The sequence below is a fragment of the Lentzea sp. NBRC 102530 genome, from assembly GCF_030269365.1.
Taxonomy (GTDB): Bacteria; Actinomycetota; Actinomycetes; order Mycobacteriales; family Pseudonocardiaceae; genus Lentzea.
Genome location: NZ_BSTF01000007.1, coordinates 75900 through 96912 on the forward strand (window position 1 = coordinate 75900; position 21013 = coordinate 96912).

Here is a 21013-nt window from a genome sequence, read left to right on the forward strand (position 1 = left end):
GGTGTCACCGCTCTCTCCCCTCGCGGTGGCACCCGGCCGCTCGGGGAAACCGGTCAGGAACCGCTTCCCGCGGCGGCGATCGACGAGATCGCGTGCATGGACCCGAACACGAACGTGCACGGCGCCGGTTTCCGCCTGCACGCGACGGACGAACCGGGCTGTGCCGCGGCTCTGGGCGCAGAACAGGGCAGGAGCCGGAAGGACGCGTTCGTCCAGGCCCTGGACCGCGCCGATCCCCAGCCGGAGAACGGCGAACTGGTCATCGACGCGGCGGGGCTGACCTTCATCGACCGCAACTGCCTGCTCCAGTTCGCCGCACACGCACGCAGCGTCCGCGCGCAACTGGTGCTGCGGACCGACTGGCCGGGCGCCGCTCGACTCGTCCAGGCGCTCCACCCTGCCGGACGTGCGCGTCGAAAGGGCCGGCAGGCGAACCGGGCGACATCACCCCGGCGCCGGCGTCATTCGGCAGACGCCTCGACCCGCGCACCGCTTTCGCGCGAGAACCTGCGCAGGGTGGGGTTCGCGGTGGCGTAGACGGTGAGCAGTCCGGCGCCGGCGGCGCAGGTGAGGATGGCCTGCGCCGGTGGGAGCAGGTCCACCAGCAGACCGCCGAGCGCGGGGCCCGCGATCGAGGCGATGCCCAGCGCCACGCCCATCACGCTGCTCAGCCTGCCGCGCAGCTCGTCCGGTGTGAGCAGCAGCTGGTAGGTGGTGATCGTGGTGTTGGCGGTGGGGGCCAGGAACGCGGCGGCCGCGAACACCACGCCGGTCGGGATGCCCGGCTCGATGAACAACGCCACGGGGATGAGCGCGGTGATGGCCCAGAAGACGCCCACGATCGACCGGTGTGGTCGCAGGGCGCGGTGCAGTCGCGGCGCCACCAGTGCGCCGAGGACGCCGCCGGCGCCGAGCATCGCGCCCATGATCCCGATCTGGCCCGCGGGCACGCCCTGCCGGTGGGCGATGGCGATCATCAGCAGGTAGAACGCCTGGAAGAACAGGTTGAGGCCCACCGCGCAGAACGCGACCACCCGCACCACCGGCTGGGTCCACACCCAGCGCAGGCCCTCGCCGACCTCGCGGTGGAACCGGCTGAGCGGCGCCGGTTCCCGCTTGCGCGGTGGGACGCGGAGGAAGAGCAGCGCCAGGAACGTCACCACGTGCGTCACCGCCTCCACGAGGAACGGCAGCAACCGGGACAGGCCGAACAGCAGGCCGCCGAGGGCGGTGCCGGAGAGCTGGCCGAGGTAGCCGCGCGCGGCGTTCATCGCGACCGCGTCGGAGAGCTGTGGTTCCGGCACGATGGCGGGCAGCAGCGCCTCCTCCGCCGGTTCGGCCAGCGCCCGGCACACGCCGAGCACGATGACGACCACCACCACGTGCTCGACGCCGACGGCCTGCCACCACAGGCCGACGACCAGGAGTGCCACGGCCAGGGCTTGCACGGCTTCGCAGACCAGCATCACCGTCCGGCGGTTCCAGCGGTCGACGAGCGCACCGGCCGGCAGACCGACGACCAGCTGCGCGGCGGCGGAGACGCTCAGCACCACACCGGACGCCGCCGCCGAGTCGGTGAGCAGGAGCACCAGCAGGGGCAGGGCGATGACCGACGCGCTCGCCCCCGCCTCGGACAGGGCCTGTCCCGCCCACAGCAGGCGGTAGTTCCTGTTGCGCGACAACGCCGTGGTGGTCATCGGCCGCTCCGGCAGTCCGCGGCGACACCGCGCAGGGCGTCGAGGAAGTCCTGCGCGACCCGCCGCACCGTGGCCTCGTCGTGCCGGTCCGGCTGGTAGTGCCAGGTGAAGCGGAGCTCTCCGGCCGCCACGCCGCCGACCACCTCCAGCAGGTGCGGTCCGCGGTCGGTCGGGTCGCCGTCCTGGCCGATGGGGTCGAGCACGGTCCGGTACAGCCCTCCCGGGGTCTCCTCGGCGGTGCTGCCGGACTGGCCGAGGTAGTTGAACACCACCTGCGGCCCCTGTCCGGAAAGGCGTTCCCGCACGTCCGGCGTGCCCAGGTGCTTCAGCGCCGCGAAGCCGAACCCGTTGCCCGGCACCGTGCGCAGCTGCCGGCGCACCGCCTTGACGAGGTCGCGCCACGACGCGCCGTCGTCGGGCAGTGTCAGGCTGACCGGGTAGAGCGTGGTGAACCAGCCGACCGTGCGGGACAGGTCCGCGCCAATGACGTCCTCCCGGCCGTGGCCTTCCATGTCCAGCGAGACCGTCCGTTGCCCGGTGAACCGGGACAGGGCGGACGCCAGCGCGGCCAGCAGCACGTCGTTGATCCTGGTGCGGTACGCCGTGGGGGCGTCGTGCAGCAACGCGTCGGTGTCCTGGGCGTCGAGCACCACGTGCACCTCGGCCGCAGGGGTGCCCGGCGTCGGTTCCTCGTGGTCGACGGGCAGCGGGGCCGCGTCGAGCGCTGAGGCCCAGTGGTCTGCCTCGTGGTCCAGCGCTCCCCCGGCGACGTGCCGGGTCAGCCCCTCCGCCCACTCGCGGAACGACGTCGACTTGGCGCCCAGGTCGACCTCCTCGCCGCAGACAGCCTGCCGGTAGGCCGTGTCGAGGTCGTCGAGCAGGATCCGCCAGGACACGCCGTCCACGACGAGGTGGTGCACGGTCAGGAACAGTTGTGGGGCGGCCATTTCGTCGCCGTGGAACAGCACGAACCGGTACAGCGGACCCGCGGCGAGGTCGAAGCCGGCATGCGCCTCGTCGGCGATCTTCACCATGTGCGCCTGGCGTTCCGGCTCACCGATGGCGCTGAGGTCGTACCGTTCCAGCACCCTGCCCGGCTGGACCGGGGCGTTGTGCTGCCGCCACTCGCCGCCGGTGTGCTCGAACCGCATCCGCAGCGCGTCGTGGTGCGCCACCAGTGCTGCCAACCCGTTCTCCAGCGCGGTCTCGTCGAGGTCCGCGGTCAGCTCCAGCAGCATGGACTGCGCGAAGTGGTGCGTGGCCTCGCGCGTCTCGAAGAACCAGCGCTGGATCGGGGTGAGCGGGACGTCGCCGACGACCTCGGCGGTGTTCACGGGTGCGGTCTCGACCTCGGTGACGAACGGCGCCAGCGCCTCGATGGTCTGGTTGCGGAACAGGGACTTCGTGGTCAGGGCGAGCCCGGCCCTGCGCGCCCTGGACACCACCTGGATGACCAGGATGGAGTCGCCGCCCAGGTCGAAGAAGTTGTCCCGCAGCCCGACCCGGTCCGCGCCCAGCACGTCCGCCCACACCTGGGCGAGCGTGGTCTCCACGGGCGTGCGCGGTGGCACGTGCTCGCCCTCGTCGGCGAGCGGTTCCGGAACGGGCAATGCCGCCCGGTCGAGCTTGCCGTTCGGCGTCACCGGCAGGACGGGCACCGCGACGAACGCGGACGGCACCATGTAGGCGGGCAGGCGGTCCGTGAGGAACGCGCGCAGTTGGGCGGTGCCCGCCTCACCGACGACGTACGCGACCAGGCGGGCGTGGCCCTGACCGGTGTCGGCGGCCACCACGGCGGCCTCGGCCACCCCGCGGTGCCGCAGCAGCGCGGACTCGACCTCGCCCGGTTCGACGCGGTGGCCGCGGATCTTGACCTGGTCGTCGATGCGACCGAGGTACTCGGCCACGCCGTCCGCCCGCCGGCGGACCAGGTCGCCGGAGCGGTACATCCGCTCCCCCGGCGCCCCGAACGGGCACGCCACGAACGCGGCAGCGGTGAGGCCGGCCCGGTTCAGGTAGCCCCGCGCGAGGCCGTCGCCCGCGATGCACAGCTCACCGGGCACGCCGAGCGGTACCGGCCGCAGCTGGTCGTCGACCACGTAGAGCCGGGTGTTCCAGGCCGCGTGACCGATCGGCACCGGTCCGGGATCGAGCGGTGCGCCGGGTTCGACGCGGTGTTCCATGCAGCCGACGGTCGCCTCGGTGGGGCCGTACTCGTTGATCACGACGGCCGTCGGGTGCGCGCGCCGCCACTCGTCCACCACCGCACCCAGCAGCTGCTCGCCGCCGACGACGAGGTCACCGGTCGGCGACAGCTCCGCCGGCACGGCCCCGAGCAGCGCCAGGTGGCTGGGCGTGGCCTTGAGGAACGCCGCCTGCTCCACCGGCGCCGCGTCCTCGTCCAGGTCGCTCACCACGATGCGGCCGCCGACGAGCAGCGGGCCGAACAGCGTCGTGACGGTGAGGTCGAACGACACCGGCGAGTGCAGCACCGCCGCCCCGCGCAGACCGCCGTAGACCTCGGCCGCCCACGCCAGGTAGTCGACCACCGAGCGGTGCTCGACGACGACGCCCTTGGGCCGCCCGGTCGAGCCGGACGTGTAGATCACGTACGCCGCGTCGCGAGTGGACGATGACCGGATCGGATCGTCGTCCCGGCCGGCCTCGAGCAGGAAGTCCCGGTTGCCGAGCACCAGGACCGGCTTGGCGTCCTCGAGCACGAACGCGACCCGGTCGGCTGGCGTGTCCGGCTCGATCGGCACGTACGCGGCACCGGACTTGAGCACCGCCAGGACGGCCACGAGCAGGTCGGCGGACCGCGGCAGCGAGATCGCGACGTACCGGCCGGGGCCGGCGCCCTGCGCGATCAGCCGGTGCGCCAGGCGGTTGGCACGGGTGTTGAGCTCGGCGTACGTCCACGTCTCGCCGCCGTCCGCCACCGCGATGGCCTCCGGGGTCCGTCGCACCTGCGCCTCGACCAGGTCCGTGATGGTGGCGTCGGGCACGGCGTGGGCCGTGTCGTTCCACGCGTGCAGCACGGTCCGTTGCTCGTCCTCGTCCATCAACGGCAGGTCGGCCAGCGGCCGGTCGGGGTCGGCGGCAGCGGCCGTCAGCAGCACCCGGAGGTGCCCGGCCATCCGCTCGACGGTCGCGGCGTCGAACAGGTCGGTGTTGTAGTTGACCGCCGCGTGCAGGGCGTCGTCGTCCTCCTGGAACTCCCACGTGAGGTCGAAGTTGGCCGCTACCTTGGGCAACGGCAGGTCCTCGACCTGCAGACCGGGCAGCTCCGGTGCGGCCTCGGGGGTGTTCTGCAGGATCACCATCGCCTGGAACAGCGGCGTGCGGCTGGTGTCGCGGTCCGGCCTCAGCTCGTCCACCACGCGCTCGAACGGCACGTCCTGGTGGGCGAACGCGTCCAGCACACCACTCCGGACCCGACCGAGGAACTCGCGGAACGTCACTGCTCCATCCACAGTGGACCTCAGGACCACTGTGTTGACGAAGAACCCGACCAGGTTCTCCAGTTCGGCCCGGTCGCGGCCGGAGGTCACGGTGCCCACCGCGACGTCGTCCTGCCGCGACCAGCGGGCGAACAGCACCTGGCACGCGGCGACCAGCGCCATGAACAGGGTGCCGTCCTGCTGCCGCGCCAGGGCCTTCAGCGCGTCGGCGACGTCCACCGGCAGGGTGAACAGGTGCACCGCCCCGCGGTTGGTGCGGACGGCGGGCCGGGGCCGGTCGGTGGGCAGTTCCAGCGGAGTGACGCCGGCGAGCCGGTCCCGCCAGAACGAGAGCTGCTCGTCGGCCAGCGAGCCGGCGAGCCGTTCCCGTTGCCAGGCCGCGTAGTCCGCGTACTGGATCGGCAGCTCGGGCAGGACGCCCCCGCGGTAGAGCACGTTCAGCTCGGCGGTCAGCACGCCGTTGGACCAGCCGTCGGTCACGATGTGGTGCGCCAGCAGGAGGAGCACGTGATCGTCCTCGGCCACTCGCACCAGCACCGGCCGCAGCAGCGGGCCCCTGGCGAGGTCGAACGGCCGGGTGCTCTCCCGTTCCAGCACCTCGGCGAGCCCGTCCTCGCCGGACACTTCCAGCAGCGCGACCTCGACGGGCCGGGGCGGGTGCACGACCTGCACGCCGTGGCCGTCCACGCCCTCGAAGGTGGTGCGCAACGACTCGTGCCGCGCTATCAACGCCGTCAGCGCTCTCGTCAGCGCCTCGACGTCGAGGTGACCGCGAAGCCGCAGGAGCGACGGCGAGAGGTAGTCGGTGCTCTCGGGCTCGAACTGGTCGAGGAACCACAGCCGTTGCTGCGCGAACGACAACGGCAGCGCGCCGTCGCGCGACACCCCGGGGATGACGTCCTCGGCCGCCCCCGTCCCGATCTCGGCGACCAGCCGGGCGACCGTGGGCGAGGTGAAGAGCACGCGCGGCGACACGGGCGCGTCCAGTTCGGCGCGCAGCCGGGACACGACCCGGATGCTGAGGATGGAGTCGCCGCCCAGTTCGAAGAAGTTGTCGTCGAGGCCGACCCGCGGCACGCCCAGCACGTCGGCCCAGATGCGGCACACCCGGTCCTCGGCCGGGGTGCGCGGGGCGCGGTACGCCGAGGCGGCCGCGCGCAGGTCCGGTGCGGGCAGCGCGCGCCGGTCCACCTTGCCGTTGGCGTTCAACGGGATGGCGTCCAGCTCGACGAACGCCGACGGCACCAGGTAGTCGGGCAGCCGCTCGCTCAGCCACGTCCGCAGGTCCGTCGCGGCACCCGACACGTAGGCGACGAGCCGCTGGTGCCCGTCGACCTCACGGGCGACCACGACGGCCTCACGCACCTCGGGGTGCTGGGTCAGCACCGCCTCGACCTCACCGGGTTCGACCCGGTGGCCGCGGATCTTCACCTGGTCGTCGGTGCGGCCCAGGTAGTCCAGGGTGCCGTCGGCCAGCCACCGCACGCGGTCACCGGTGCGGTACATCCGTTCGCCCGGCCCGCCGAACGGGTCCGCGAGGAACCGGTCCGCGGTCAGCCCGGGACGGCCGAGGTAGCCACGGGCGAGCTGGGCACCGCTCAGGAACAGCTCCCCCGGCACGCCGACGGGAACCGGCCGCAGCCGGTCGTCCAGCACGTGGGCGCGCACGTTCAGCAACGGCCGCCCGACGGAGATGGGCGCATCGGCGGTCACCCGGCAGGACAGTGCGTCCACAGTGGACTCGGTCGGGCCGTAGAAGTTGTAGCTCGCGGTGCTGGGCACGTCCGCCAGCCGTCGCCACAGGTCGTCGCCGATCGCTTCGCCGCCCAGCATCAGCACCTTCGGCCGGCGCTCGCCGTCGAGCAGGCCGGCCTCCAGCAGCTGCCGGGCGTACGAAGGCGTCAGGTCCAGGAAGTCGATCCGCTGGTCGCGCACGTACCGGACGAGCGCGGGCGGGTCGAGTCGCACGTCCTCGTCCAGCACGTGCAGCTCGTGGCCGTCGGCCATCAGCACGACGCCTTCGAGGGACGTGTCGAACGAGAACACCGCCGACAACGCCACCCGCAGCCGGTGACCGGCCGCGAAGTCCTCGCGGTGGTTCACCAGCAGGTTCACCAGGCTGCCGTGCTCGACCACCACTCCCTTGGGGCGCCCGGACGAGCCCGAGGTGTAGATGACGTAGGCGGCGTGGTCGCCGCGTACCGGAGCCAGGTTCGAGGCGTCCTGGTCGTCGGCGTCCGGCAACGATCCGCGCACCACCAGCACCGGGCCGGCGTCCCACAGCAGGAACTCGACGCGGTCGGCCGGCAGCGACGGGTCGACCGGCAGGTACACACCGTCGGCCTTCCAGATCGCCAGCAACGCCACCACGAACTCCACCGACCGCGGCAACGACAACGCCACCACACACTCCGGCCCCACACCAGAAGCGACGAAGACCCGAGCCACCCGGTTCGCCCACGCGTTCAACTCCGCGAACGACAACGACCGGTCCCCCACCACCAACGCGACCGCGTCCGGGGTGGCGTTCACCTGGTCCTCGAAGACCTCCACGACCGACTGCGCGACGACCTCGCCGGAGGTGGCGTTCCAGTCCACGAGCACCTGACGGCGTTCGTCGTCCGTCATCAACGGCAACTCGCCGAGCGCGCGGTGCGGGTCGGTCGCGATGCCCTCCAGCAGCACGGCGAGATGCGTGGCGAGGCGCTCGACCGTGCCTGCGTCGAACAGCCTCGGGTCGTGGTCCAGCTCCAGCCGCAACCGGTCGCCGGAGTTCGCGCTGAGGGCCAGCGGGAAGCTGGTGGTGTCGGCGCCTTCGACCTCCAGCACCCGCACGCCCTGCTCGTCGTCGAGCAGCTCGTCCACCGGGTAGTTCTCGAACACCACGGCGCTGTCGAACAACGACGACCCCGCCGGCACGTCGCTCCACGACCGCAGGTCGGCCAGCGACACGAAGTCGAACCTCCGCGACTCCGTCTGCGCCGCCTGCACGTCCCGCAGCCACGGCAGCACGAGGGCGTCCAGGTCGACCTGCACGCGCGTGGGAACGGTGTTGATGAACATGCCGACCATCGACCCGATGCCCGGAAGTTCAGCTGGGCGACCGGACACCGTCGTGCCGAACACGACGTCGGACTCACCGCTGTAGCGCGACAACAACAACGCCCACGCACCCTGCACGACGGTGTTCGCGGTCAGACCGGCGGCACGGGCCACCCGGTCCAGCGCGGCCGAGCGGTCAGCGTCCAGTTCGACGTGGACGGACGCGCTGGACTCCGCCCGGTGCGCCTGGACCGGCGGGCGGTCCCACGGCAGCGGGGTCGGTGCCTCGACCCCGGAGAGGACCTGCCGCCAGTGCCGTTCGGCGGCCGAAGTGTCCTGACCGGCCAGCCACCGCAGGTAGTCGCGGAACGGCCTCCGCGCCGGGAGTTCCGGCTCGACGCCGCGGACGAGGGCGGTGTACTGCTCGCACACCTCGGCCAGCACCTGCGCGAAGCTCCACCCGTCCAGCAGCACGTGGTGGGCGGTCCAGAACAACGCCACCTCGTCGTCGGTGAGCCGCGCGATCGCCAGGCGCAGCAACGGTGGCGTGGTGAGGTCGAGCTCCTCACCGCCCACCGCGGGCTCGTCCGCCAGGCCGCGCCAGTCGTGCACGGTGATCGGCACGTCGACGCGGTGGTGCACGACCTGCACCGGCGCCTCGACGCCCTCCCACACCACGCCGCCGCGCAGCACCGGTGTGCGGTCCACGACCCGGCGCAAGGCCTCGGCCAGCGCGTCCGGGTCGGACACCCCGGACAGCCGCAGCCGGAACCGGTTCGAGTAGGCGGTCGAGGTGTCGTCCACCAACGTGTGGAACAACATCCCGGTCTGGAGCGGGGTCAGCGGGTAGACGTCCTCGATCTCGGCACCGGTCCCGGCCAGCCGGTCGACCGCCGCCTGGTCGAGGCGTGCCAACGGGAAGTCCGACGGCGTGCGGCCACCGGCACCCGGCTCGGCGCAGTGCGCCACGACCTCCGCCAGCCCGCGCACCACGGCCTCGGCCACGGTCCGCACGGTCGACTCGTCGTGCAGGTGCTCGGAGTAGAACCAGGACAGCACCAGCTCGCCGTCCTCCACGCCACCGACGACGTCGAGCTGGAACGGCCGCGTGCTGTCGCCGGCGGTGCCGGCTCCCCCGTCCAGACGGCCGCGGACGAGGCCCTCCTCGGCCTCCGCCACGTCGAACCGGCCGTGGTAGTTGAAGCTGACCGGCGGCAACGCCGATCCGGCCAGGGCGTTCGCGCGGAGCTGGCGCAGCGCCTCGAACCCGAACCCGCGGCCGGGCACGGCCCGCAGCTGTTCCTTCACCGACTTGAGCACCGCGCCCCAGTCGCCGGCGGGCACGGTGAGCGCGACCGGGTACTGCGTGGTGAACCAGCCGACCGTCCGTGAGAGGTCGACGCCGCCGAGGACGTCCTCACGGCCGTGGCCCTCCATCGTCACGGCGACGCGGTCCCGTCCGGTCCACGCCGACAGCGCCCGGCCGAGCGCGCTGAGCAGCACGTCGTTGATCTGTGTGCGGTAGACGTCCGGCACGCGGTGCAGCAGGGCGTCGGTGTGCTCCCGGTCCAGCCGCACCGAGACCACGCGCGTGGAACCGGCGGTGTTGGGGCCGTCGCGGTCCAGCGGCACGTCGCCCGGCACGGAGAGCGCGGCGGTCCAGTGCGGCAGTTCGGCGTCGAACGCGCCCGACCGCACGTGCTCGGCCAGCCGGTGCGCCCACTGGGTGAACCGCGTGCCGACGGGGTCGAGCGTGATCCGTTCGCCCGTCACGGCCTGGCGGTACGCGGTCTCCAGGTCACCGAGCAGGATGCGCCACGACACGCCGTCCACGACGAGGTGGTGCACGACAAGGCTCAACCGCTTGCCGGAGAACAACAACGCGCGCATGACCGGCCCACGGGTGATGTCCACGCCAGCCGCACCGAGCGCCTCTTCCTCCATTGTGGACACGTGTTCGAGCTCGACCACGGCGTCCACCGCCTCCTGGACCCACTCGCCGTCGAGGCGGGTGAAGCGGGTGCGCAGGCCCTCGTGGTGCGCCACGACCGCGTTCAACGCTCGTGCCAACGCGTCCAGGTCGACGTCGTCGGTCAGTTCCAGGTGCACCGGCATGGTGAAGTGGTGCGGGTCGTCGGCGTTGGAGTCGAGGTACCAGCGCTGGATCGGCGTGAGCGGCGCCGGCCCGGCGATCTCCGGCAGCGCGGCGACCGGTTGGTCCTTGCGGACGACGGTGGCCAGCTCGGCGATGGTCTGGTGGGTGAACAGGTCCCTGGTGGCCAGTTCCAGGCCGGCCTGGCGGGCCTTCGACACGACCTGGATGCTCAGGATCGAGTCGCCGCCGAGGCCGAAGAAGTTGTCGTGCACGCCGACGCGGTCCACGCGCAGCGCCTCGGCCCAGACCCGCGCCAGCTCCCGTTCCACGGTGGTGCGCGGTGCCACGTGGTCCTGCGAGCCCGTGGCGTCCGGGGCAGGCAGGGCGCGGCGGTCGATCTTGCCGCTGTCGGTCCTGGGCAGCTCGCCGAGCAGCACGAACAACGACGGCACGAGGTGGTCCGGCAGCCGGAGCTTCAGCTGCGCCCGCAGGAAGTCCGCGTCGGCCGTTCCCACGACGTAGCCGACGAGGCGGTGCAGGCCCGGTTCGACCTCCTGCGCCACGACCACGGCCTCCGCCACGCCGGGCAGGCCGGCCAGCGCGGTCTCGACCTCGCCGGGTTCGACGCGGTAGCCGCGGATCTTGACCTGGTCGTCCGTGCGGCCCCGGTACTCCAGCACGCCGTCGGCGCTCCAGCGGGCCAGGTCGCCGGTGCGGTACATCCGGCTGCCGGGCGGCCCGAACGGGTCGGCGACGAACCGGTCCGCGGTCAGGCCCGGCCGGTGCAGGTAGCCGCGGGTCACCTGGTCACCGGCCAGGTGCAGCTCGCCCGGCACGCCGACCGGCTGGGGCCGCAGGCCGTCGTCGAGGACGTAGGCGCGCAGGCCCTGCCCCGGTGTGCCGATCACCGGCCGGTCCCGGCCGGTGATCTCGGTCCACACCGAGTCGACGGTGCATTCGGTGGGGCCGTAGAGGTTCATGGCGGTGACGTGCTCGGCGTCCTTGAGGGCACGCCACAACGGTTCGCTGACGGCCTCGCCGCCCAGCGCGAGCAGCAGCGGCCGTTCGAGGATCCCTTCCGGCAGGAGCTGCTGCAGGTAGGACGGTGTGCAGCTGAGGAAGTCGATGCCGTGCAGGGCGATGTGCTCGACCACGGCCCGCGGGTCCAGCCGGACGTCGTCGTCGAGCAGGTGCAGCTCGTGGCCCGCGGCCAGCAGGAGCAGGCCCTCCCAGGAGGCGTCGAAGGTGTGGGCGGCGGTGGCGATGCCGCGCAGGACGGTGCCGTCCCGCGGCAGCAGGCGGGCGTGGTGGTCGGCGACGAGCGCGGCGAGGTTGCGGTGCTCGACCACGACGCCCTTGGGACGGCCGGTGGAGCCGGAGGTGTGGATGACGTACGCGGCGTGCTCCGGACGCAGCGGTGCCGTGCGGTCGTCGTCGGCCGGATCGGTCGCGGGCCGGGCGGCCACGGCGGGGTCGTCAACCCGCACGTGCGGCACGCCGATGTCCTTCGCCGCCACCACGAGCGCCGGCCGGGCGTCGTCGAGCAGGAACGCGATGCGCTCCGCCGGGTGCGCCGGATCGATGGGCAGGTACGCGCCACCGGCCTTGAGCACGGCCAGGATCGCGACCACCAGCTCGGCCGACCGGGGCAACGCCAGCGCCACCACGGACTCCGGCCCCGCTCCCGCCGCGATCAGGTGGTGGGCGAGCCGGTTGGCGTCGGCGTTGACCTCGGCGAAGGTCCACGACCGGGTGCCGTCGACCAGGGCCGTGGCGTCGGGCGTGCGGGCCACGCGGTCCTGGAACACCTCGTGGTAGGCGGGCACCGGTCCGGCGCTGCCGGTGTCGTTCCACCTCTCCAGCACGGTCACGAGCTCGTCGTCGGTGAGCAACGGCAGGTCGGCCACCGCGAGATCGGGCGCGGCGGTGGCGCCGTCGAGCAGCACGCCGACGTGGGCCACCAGCCGTTCGGCCGTGGTGGCGTCGAACAGCGCCGTGTCGTAGGTCAGCACGGCCTCCAGCCGGCCGTCGACCTCCTGGAACTGCAACGACACGTCGAAACCGGCCGCGACCGACGGCGGCGGCAGTTCCTCGACCCGCAGGCCGGGCAGGCGCGGTTCGCCGCCGCCGGTGTTCTGCAGCACGACCATCGCCTGGAACAACGGCGTGCGGCTGGGGTCGCGCACCGGGTCGACCTCGTCCACGACCCGTTCGAACGGCACGTCCTGGTGCGCGAAGGCGTCCAGCACCGTCTCCCGCACCTGGCCGAGCAGGTGCCCGAAGCCCTCGCGCGGGTCGACGTCGGAGCGCAGCACCAGCGTGTTGACGAAGAACCCGACCAGGCCCTCCAGCTCGGTGCGGTCGCGGCCGGAGACGACCGTGCCGACGGCCACGTCCCGCTGCCCCGACCACCGGGCGAACACCGCCTGGCAGGCGGCGACGAGCGCCATGAACAGCGTGCCGTCGTGCTTGCGCGCCACCGTCTTCAGGCGTTCGGTGACCTCGGCGGGCACCTGGAAGTGCACGAGAGCGCCCTGCTTGCCGCGGATCGCCTGCCGGGGCCGGTCGGTCGGCAGCTCCAGCGGCCGCACGCCGTCGAGCACACGCCGCCAGTGCGCCAGGTGCTCCCGCAACGCCTCCTCGGTCGACGAGTTCCGTTGCCACACCGCGAAATCGGCGTACTGCACCGGCAGGTCGGGCAGCCGCGCGTCCGTGCCGGCCGCCTCGTAGCACGCACCCAGCTCGCCGAGCAGCACGCCGTTGGACCAGCCGTCGGTGATGATGTGGTGCAGCACCAGGGACAGCACGTGGTCGTCCGCGCCCAGCCGCGCCAGCAGCACCCGCACCAGCGGCCCGCGCCGCAGGTCGAACGGCGTGGTGGTCTCGCGGGTCAGGACGTCCGCCAGTTCCTCCTCGGTCACGTCCACCACCGGCACCTCGACGGGCTGGGGCGGGTGCACGACCTGCACACCCCGCCCGTCGACGGTCTCGAACGTGGTGCGCAGCGACTCGTGCCGGGCGACCAACGCGGTCAGCGCCGCGTTCAGGGCATCGACGTCGAGGGGCCCGCGCAGCCGCAGGATCGACGGCGTCAGGTACTCGAAGCCGCCGGGGTCGAACTCGTCGAGGAACCACAACCGCTGCTGCGCGAACGACATCGGCAGCCCGCCGTCGCGCGGCACCACGGGGATCTCGGTCAGCCGGACCTGCGCCGACTCCGCGACCAGCGCGGCGATCCCGGCGACGGTCGGGTGGCGGAACAACGCCCGCGGCGACATCTCCACGTCGAAGGCGGCCCGCAGCCGGGAGATCACCCGGATGCTGAGGATCGAGTCACCACCGAGCGCGAAGAAGTCGTCGCGCACGCCGATGCCGGGCACGCCCAGCACCTCGGACCAGATGGCCGCCACCTCGCGTTCGGTGTCCGTGCGGGGTGCGACGTGCTCGGTGCGGGCCTCGGCGAAGTCGGGCGCGGGCAGGGCGCGCCGGTCGACCTTGCCGTTGGCGTTCAACGGGATGGCGTCCAGCTCGACGAACGCCGACGGCACCAGGTAGTCGGGCAGGCGGTCGGCCAGCCACGTGCGCAGGCCCGCCGCCGTGCCGGTCACGTAGGCGACGAGCCTCTGGTGTCCGTCGTCCTGGCGGGCGATGACGACCGCCTCGCGGACGTCGGGGTGCCGGGTCAGCACGGCCTCGACCTCGCCGGGCTCGATCCGGAACCCGCGGATCTTCACCTGGTCGTCGGTGCGGCCCAGGTAGTCCAGGGTGCCGTCGGCCAGCCACCGCACGCGGTCACCGGTGCGGTACATGCGTTCACCGGGTTCGCCGAACGGGTCCGCGAGGAACCGGTCCGCGGTCAGCCCGGGACGGCCGAGGTAGCCGCGGGCGAGCTGGACGCCCGCCAGGTGCAGTTCTCCCGGCACGCCAACGGGAACCGGAGAGAGGTCCTCGTCCAGCACGTAGGCCCGTGTGTTGGGCAGCGGACGTCCGACGACCGGCCGTCCGGTGCCGGCGATCCGGCCGGACAGGGCGTCCACAGTGGACTCGGTCGGGCCGTAGAAGTTGTAGCTCGCGGTGCTGGGCACGTCCGCCAGCCGTCGCCACAGGTCGTCACCGATCGCTTCGCCGCCCAGCATCAGCACCTTCGGCCGGTGCTCACCGTCGAGCAGACCGGCCTCCAGCAGCTGCCGGGCGTAGGACGGCGTCAGGTCCAGGAAGTCGATCCGCTGGTCGCGCACGTACCGGACGAGCGCGGACGGGTCGAGCCGCACATCCTCGTCCAGCACGTGCAACTCGTGGCCGTCAGCCATCAGCACAACGCCCTCCAGTGACGTGTCGAACGAGAACACCGCCGACAACGCCACCCGCAACCGGTGGCCCCGGGCGAACCCTTCGCGGTGGGCCACCAGCAGGTTCACCAGGCTGCGGTGCTCGACCACCACTCCCTTGGGCCGCCCGGTCGAGCCGGACGTGTAGATCACGTACGCCGTGTGCTCCGGAGCCACCGGCTCCAGGTCGGAGGAATCGCCGGCCTCGGGCAGCGCGTCACGCACCACCAGCACCGGGTCGGCGTCGCGCAGCAGGAACTCGACGCGGTCGGCCGGCAACGTGGGATCGACCGGCAGGTACACACCGCCGGCCTTCCAGATCGCCAGCAACGCCACCACGAACTCCACCGAGCGCGGCAACGACAACGCCACCACACGCTCTGGCCCCACACCAGCGGCCACGAACGCACGCGCCACCCGGTTCGCCCACGCGTTCAACTCCGCGAACGACAGCGACCGGTCTCCCACGACCAGCGCGGTGGCGTCCGGGGTGGCCCGCACCCGGCTCTCGAACACCTCGACGACCGATTTCTCCGGCACCTCGACCGCCGTGTCGTTCCACTCCACGAGGACCCGGTGCCGTTCGTCCTCGGTCATCAACGGCAGGTCCGACACCGGTCGTGCGGAGTCGGCGGCGATGGCGTCGACGAGCAGCAGCAGGCGGTCGGCGAGGCGGTGGGCGGTGTCGGCGTCGAACAGGTGCGGGTCGTAGGCCAGGTCGAGCCGGAGCCGCTCGTCGAGGACGGCGCTGAGGGTGAGCGCGAACGTCGTCGTGTCGCGGGCCCGCACCTCGACGGCCTGGATGCCGCCGACCTCGGCGACGTCGTTGAGCGGGTAGTTCTCGAACACCACCGCGCTGTCGAACAACGACGACCCCGCCGGGACATCACTCCACGACCGCAGGTCGGCCAGCGACACGAAGTCGAACCGCCGCGACTCCGTCTGCGCCGCCTGCACCTCGCGCAGCCAGGTCGCGACGTCGACATCGGCGCGCACGGACACCCGCGCCGGCACGGTGTTGATGAACAGGCCGATCATCTGCTCCACGCCCGGCAGTTCACCGGGCCGTCCGGACACCGTCGTGCCGAACACGACGTCGGACTCACCGCTGTAGCGCGACAACAACAACGCCCACGCACCCTGCACGACGGTGTTGACGGTGAGGCCGTGGCGGCGGGCGGTGCGGCGCACCCGGTCGGTCTGCTCGGCGGTGAGCACCACCGGCAGCGCCGTGGAGGACTCCGTGGCGTGGTCACGCGCGGGCGAACGGTCGTAGGGCAGCGCGGTGGGTGCGGAGAAACCCGCCAGCACTGCGCGCCAGTGCCGTTCGGCGTCGGACCGGTCCTGCGCGGCCAGCCAGCGCAGGTAGTCGCGGAACGGCCGGCGCGACACGACCTCCGGCGCGGCACCGGCGGTGATCGCCCGGTACTGCTCGCACACCTCGGCGAACACCTGGGCGAGGCTCCACCCGTCCAGCAGCACGTGGTGGAACGTCCAGACGAGCAGCACCTCGTCGTCGGACAGCCGGGCCAGGTCGATCCGCATCAGCGGCGCCCGGCGCAGGTCGAGTTCCCGCACCACCAGCTCACCGTCCTCTTTGGACATCGCGTGCCGGTCGTGGTGCGTGGTGGGCAGGTCGACGTGGGAGCGGATGACCTGCACGGGCCGTTCGACGCCTTCCCAGACCAACGCGCCGCGCAGCACCGGCGTGCGGTCGACGACCCGCTGCCAGGCGGTGGCGAGGGCCTGTTCGTCGTCGACACCGGTCAGCCGCAGGCGCACCTGGTCGAAGTAGGCCGTCGACGACGGGTCTGCCAGGCCGTGGAAGAGCATCCCCTCCTGCAGCGGGGTCAGCGGGTAGACGTCCTCGACCTCGGTGCCGGTCCCTACCAGCCGGTCGACCGCCGCCTGGTCGAGGTGCGCCAACGGGAAGTCCGACGGCGTGCGGCCACCGGCACCCGGCTCGGCGCAGTGCGCCACGATCTCCGCCAGCCCGCGCATCATCGCGTCGGCCACGGCCCGCACCGTGGACTCGTCGTGCACGCGCGCCGAATACAGCCAGGTGAGCTCGAGTCGGCCGTTCTCGACCAGTCCTACGACGTCGATCAGATACGCGCGGGCGTTGCCAGGAGCGCTGTCCCGGCCGAGCGGGGCGCAGCGGGCTCGGACCAGTCCTTCGGTGGCCGCGACGTCCCACTGACCGTGGTAGTTGAAGCTGATCAACGGGTGCGGGTCGTCGCGCAACGCCGCTGCGAGGTAGCGCAGTGCCGCGTAACTCTGACCACGGCGTGGCAGCGCGCGCACCTGTTCCTTGACCGACTTCAGCACGCCGCCCCAGTCACCGTCGGGCACGTGCAGCGCGAGCGGGAACTGGCTGGTGAACCAGCCGACCGTGCGGGAGAGGTCGAGGTCGTCGGGCACGTCCTCGCGCCCGTGGCCCTCCAACCCGATCAGCACGCGGTCGTGCCCGGTCCAGCCGGCCAGCGCGCGGCCGAGGGCACTGAGGAGCACGTCGTTGACCTGCGTGCGGTAGACGCCCGGCACCTGGTGCAGCAGCGCGGCGGTGTCGGCGGCGCTGAGGCGCACGCTGACCGACCGGACGTCCTCAGCCGGGTCACCGTCGTGGTCCACCGGGATCTCGGCGGGGGCCGACGCGGCGAAACCCGTCCAGTGGTCGAGATCGGCGTCCAGCTCACCGGCGTGCACCCGCTCGGTCAGGCGACGGGCCCACGTGGCGAACGCGGTGGGCACCGGTTCGAGCGCCACCGGTTCGCCGCGGAGCGCCTGGTGGTAGGCGGTGTCGAGGTCGTCGAGCAGGATGCGCCAGGACACGCCGTCCACGACGAGGTGGTGCACGGTCAGGAAGAGCCGGGCTCGGCCGTCACCGAGGAACAGCAGGGCGCGCAGCAGCGGGCCTTCGGTGAGGTCGAGGCTCGACTGCGCGGCCAGGGCGGCTGCGTCGTCCAGGTCGGACAGCACCTGGAGCACACCGGTCGGCGGAGTGGGGGCGACGTCCTGGACCCAGCGGTCGCCGTCGCGGTGGAAGCGGGTGCGCAACGCGTCGTGGTGCGCCACGACGGCGTCCACGGCGACGGCCAGCGCCCGTTCGTCCACATCGGACGCAAGTTCCACGTGCGTGGACATGGTGAAGTGGTGCGGGTGCGCGGGCGCGGTCTCGAAGAACCACTCCTGGATCGGCGTCAGCGGTGCCGGACCCGCCACGGGCGCGTCCGCCTTCTGGTCGGCCACGGCGGTCGCGACGGTGGCCAGCTCGGCGACGGTGGGGTGCAGGAAGACGTCCTTGGACGACAACCGCAGCCCGGCCCGGCGGGCCCGCGAGACCAGCTGGATGCTGAGGATGGAGTCTCCGCCCAGCTCGAAGAAGTTGTCCTCGACGCCCACGCGGTCGACGCGCAGCACCTCGGCCCAGACGCGCGCCAGCTCCTGTTCGGCCGCAGTGGTGGGTTCGACGTAACGGTCCGGGCGCGCCTCGGGTGCGGGCAGGGCGCGGCGGTCGACCTTCCCGTTGCCGCTCAACGGAAGCGCGTCCAGCTCCACGAACGCCGACGGCACCATGTAGTCGGGCAGCTCACGGGTGAGCCACGCGCGCAGCTCGGCGTTTGTCGGGGTGTTGTCCGCCACGAGGTAGGCGACCAGCTGTTTGCGGCCGTCGTCGGTGCGGGCGACGGTGATCGACTGAGCGACGCCGGGGTGGCGCACGAGCAGGGCGTCGATCTCGCCGGTCTCGACGCGGAAGCCGCGGATCTTGACCTGGTCGTCGGTGCGGCCGGCGAACTCCACCACGCCGTGCGCGCGCCAGCGGCCGATGTCGCCGGTGCGGTACATGCGGGAGCCGGGCGGGCCGAACGGGTCCGGCAGGAACCGTTCGGCGGTCAGTCCCGGCTGCCCGAGATAGCCGCGGGCCACCCCGGCACCCGCCAGGAACAACTCGCCCGGCACACCGACAGGAACCGGGTGCAGCCCTTCGTCGAGCACGTAGACGGCCATGCCGTCCAACGGCCGTCCGATCGGGATGAGGTCGGGAACGCTGCCCGTCATCGGGAACGACGTGGCGAACGTCGTCGTCTCGGTCGGACCGTAGCCGTCGACCACCGTCAGACCAGGACACGCTCCGAGCACCCGGCGCACGGCCTCGGCGGGCACCACGTCACCGCCGGTCCACACCTCCCGCAGCCCGGCGAACGCCTCCGGTGCCTCCTGCGCGACGAGCCGGAACAACCCGGCGGTCAGCCAGATCGCGGTCACACCGCGACCGGTCGCGTCCCTGATCGCCTCCGCGTCCACGTCCCCCGGCCGCGCCACCACGACCTGACCACCGCGCAACAACGGCACCCACAGCTCGTAGGTGGAGGCGTCGAACGCGGACGGCGAGTGCAGCAGCACGCGGTCGTGGGCTCCGCCGTCGAAGCGGGAGTCCAGCGCCAGCGCCACGACGTCGCGGTGCCGCACGGCCACCCCCTTGGGCGTGCCAGTGGACCCCGAGGTGTGCATGACGTAGGCGAGCTGGTCCGGGTGCACGACGACCGCGGGGCCGGCCGCGGTGACGCCGTCGATCAGCACCGTGTGGACGGCGGTGGCCACGTCCTGGTTGCGCGCATCGGTGAGCACGACCGTGATCCCGGAGTCGGTGACGACCCGCTGGATCCGCTCCGCCGGTGCCCGACCGTCGAGCGGAACGTACGCCGCACCGGCCTTCACGATCGCCAGCTCGGCGACGACCAGGTCGGCGGAGCGCTCCACGAGCAGCCCCACCGGGTCCTCCGGCCGCACCCCGAGGTCGATCAACCGGTGGGCGAGCCCGTTGGCCCGCGCGTCCAGCTCGGCGTAGGTCAGCACGCCGTCCTCGGAGATCACGGCGGGCGCGGAAGGCGTCCGGCGCACCTGTTCGGCGAACAGGCCGGGGATCGTGGCCTCGACCGGTGCGCGGTGGGCGTCGTTCCAGTCGGCGAGGACCTGCTCGCGCTCGGCCTCCGACAACCACGGCAGCTCGTCCAACGGCCGGTGCGGATCGCCCGCCACGCCGTCGAGCAGCCGCACGAGGTGGCCGGCGAAGCGCTCGACCGTGGCCGCGTCGAACAGGTCGGTGTTGTACTCCACCACCCCGTCCAGCAGGCCGTCCCGCTCCTGGAACTCGATGGTGAGGTCGAAGATGGCGGCACGCCGGGACAGCCCGACCTGCTCGACCGCCAGCCCCGGCAGCCGCGGCGGGGTGCGGTCGGCGTTCTGCAGCAGCACCATCACGTCGAACAACGGGTTGCGGCTGACGTCGCGGTCCGTGCGCAGGGCGTCGACCACGTGTTCCAGAGGAACCTCGTCGTGGGCGTACGCGTCCTTGACGTTCTCCTTGACCTGGTCCAGGAACTCCGCGAACGACGCTCGGCCGTCCACAGTGGACCTGAGCACGACGGTGTTGACGAAGAACCCGACCAGCCGTTCCAGTCCTGGGTGGTTGCGGCCGGTGGTCACGGTGCCCACGGCCACGTCGTCCTGACCGGCGTAGCGGGCGAGCAACGCCTGACATCCGGCCATGAGCACGGAGAACAGGATCGTGCCGCGGTCGTGGGCGAGCGCGCGCAACGCCGAAGTCGTCGAGGCCGCAACGGTGAACGCGTGCGTCGCGCCGTTCGTGGTGCGCACCGGCGGACGCGGCCGGTCGGTGGGCAGCTCCAGCGGGGTGGTACCGCTCAGCCGGCGCGTCCAGTGCTCGACCTGGCCGCGCAACGCGTCGCCGGACAGCCGTTCCCGTTGCCAGGCGGCGAAGTCGGCGTACTGCAGCGGCAACGCGGGGAGTGTGGCCTCGCCACCGTAGAGCTCCCCCAGTTCCTCGGTCAGCACGCCCATCGACCAGCCGTCGGTGACGACGTGGTGCGCCGTCACCAGCAGCACGTGCTCGTCCGGCGCCCGCCGCACCAGCAGCGCCCGCACCAGCGGGCCGTGGCGCAGGTCGAACGGGCGGGAGTACTCCTCGACCAGCAGCTCGTCCACGTCGCCGGTCGCGTCGGCCACCGGCAGGGCGAGGTCGAACGGCGGGTGCACGACCTGCACGCCCACCCCGTCCACCTCGTCGAGCGTCGTGCGCAGCGACTCGTGCCGCGCCACCAGCCCGGTCAGGGCCGCGCCCAACGCAGCCACGTCCAGGTTTCCCGTGAGCCGCAGCGCCAGCGCGCTGTTGTAGCCGGAGCCCCCGGGCTGAAAGCCGTCGAGGAACCACAGGCGCTGCTGCGGGAACGACAGGGGCAGCGGCCGGGTGCGGTCGGCCGGTCTGATGGCGTCGGCCTGCTGCGAGCGGCCGGAGAGGCGGCGGCGCATCTGCTCGCGCAGGTGCGGGGGCAGCGCGGCGATGCGGTCCTCGATCGACGACGACATGGT

Annotated in this window: 3 protein-coding genes; 1 reads left to right on the top strand and 2 read right to left on the bottom strand. The window is 72.5% G+C overall.

Annotated features, from left to right (window positions below; translation table 11 throughout):
- Positions 1-96 precede the first annotated feature (96 nt).
- Positions 97-537, top strand: coding sequence for a hypothetical protein (locus QSK25_RS20075; protein ID WP_285640246.1), 441 nt, complete (start codon positions 97-99; stop codon positions 535-537).
- On the opposite strand, the gene QSK25_RS20080 is transcribed toward QSK25_RS20075, so the two are convergent.
- The gene (locus QSK25_RS20080; protein WP_285640248.1) at positions 462-1697 is read right to left on the bottom strand and encodes an MFS transporter; all 1236 of its coding nucleotides are present in this window, start codon (positions 1695-1697) and stop codon (positions 462-464) included. The genes QSK25_RS20075 and QSK25_RS20080 overlap by 76 nt on opposite strands.
- Entirely contained in the window at positions 1694-21010 is a 19317-nt protein-coding gene (locus QSK25_RS20085; protein WP_285640250.1) for a non-ribosomal peptide synthase/polyketide synthase, read from the bottom strand. The genes QSK25_RS20080 and QSK25_RS20085 overlap by 4 nt, the downstream gene beginning before the upstream one ends.
- Positions 21011-21013: the final 3 nt, after the last annotated feature.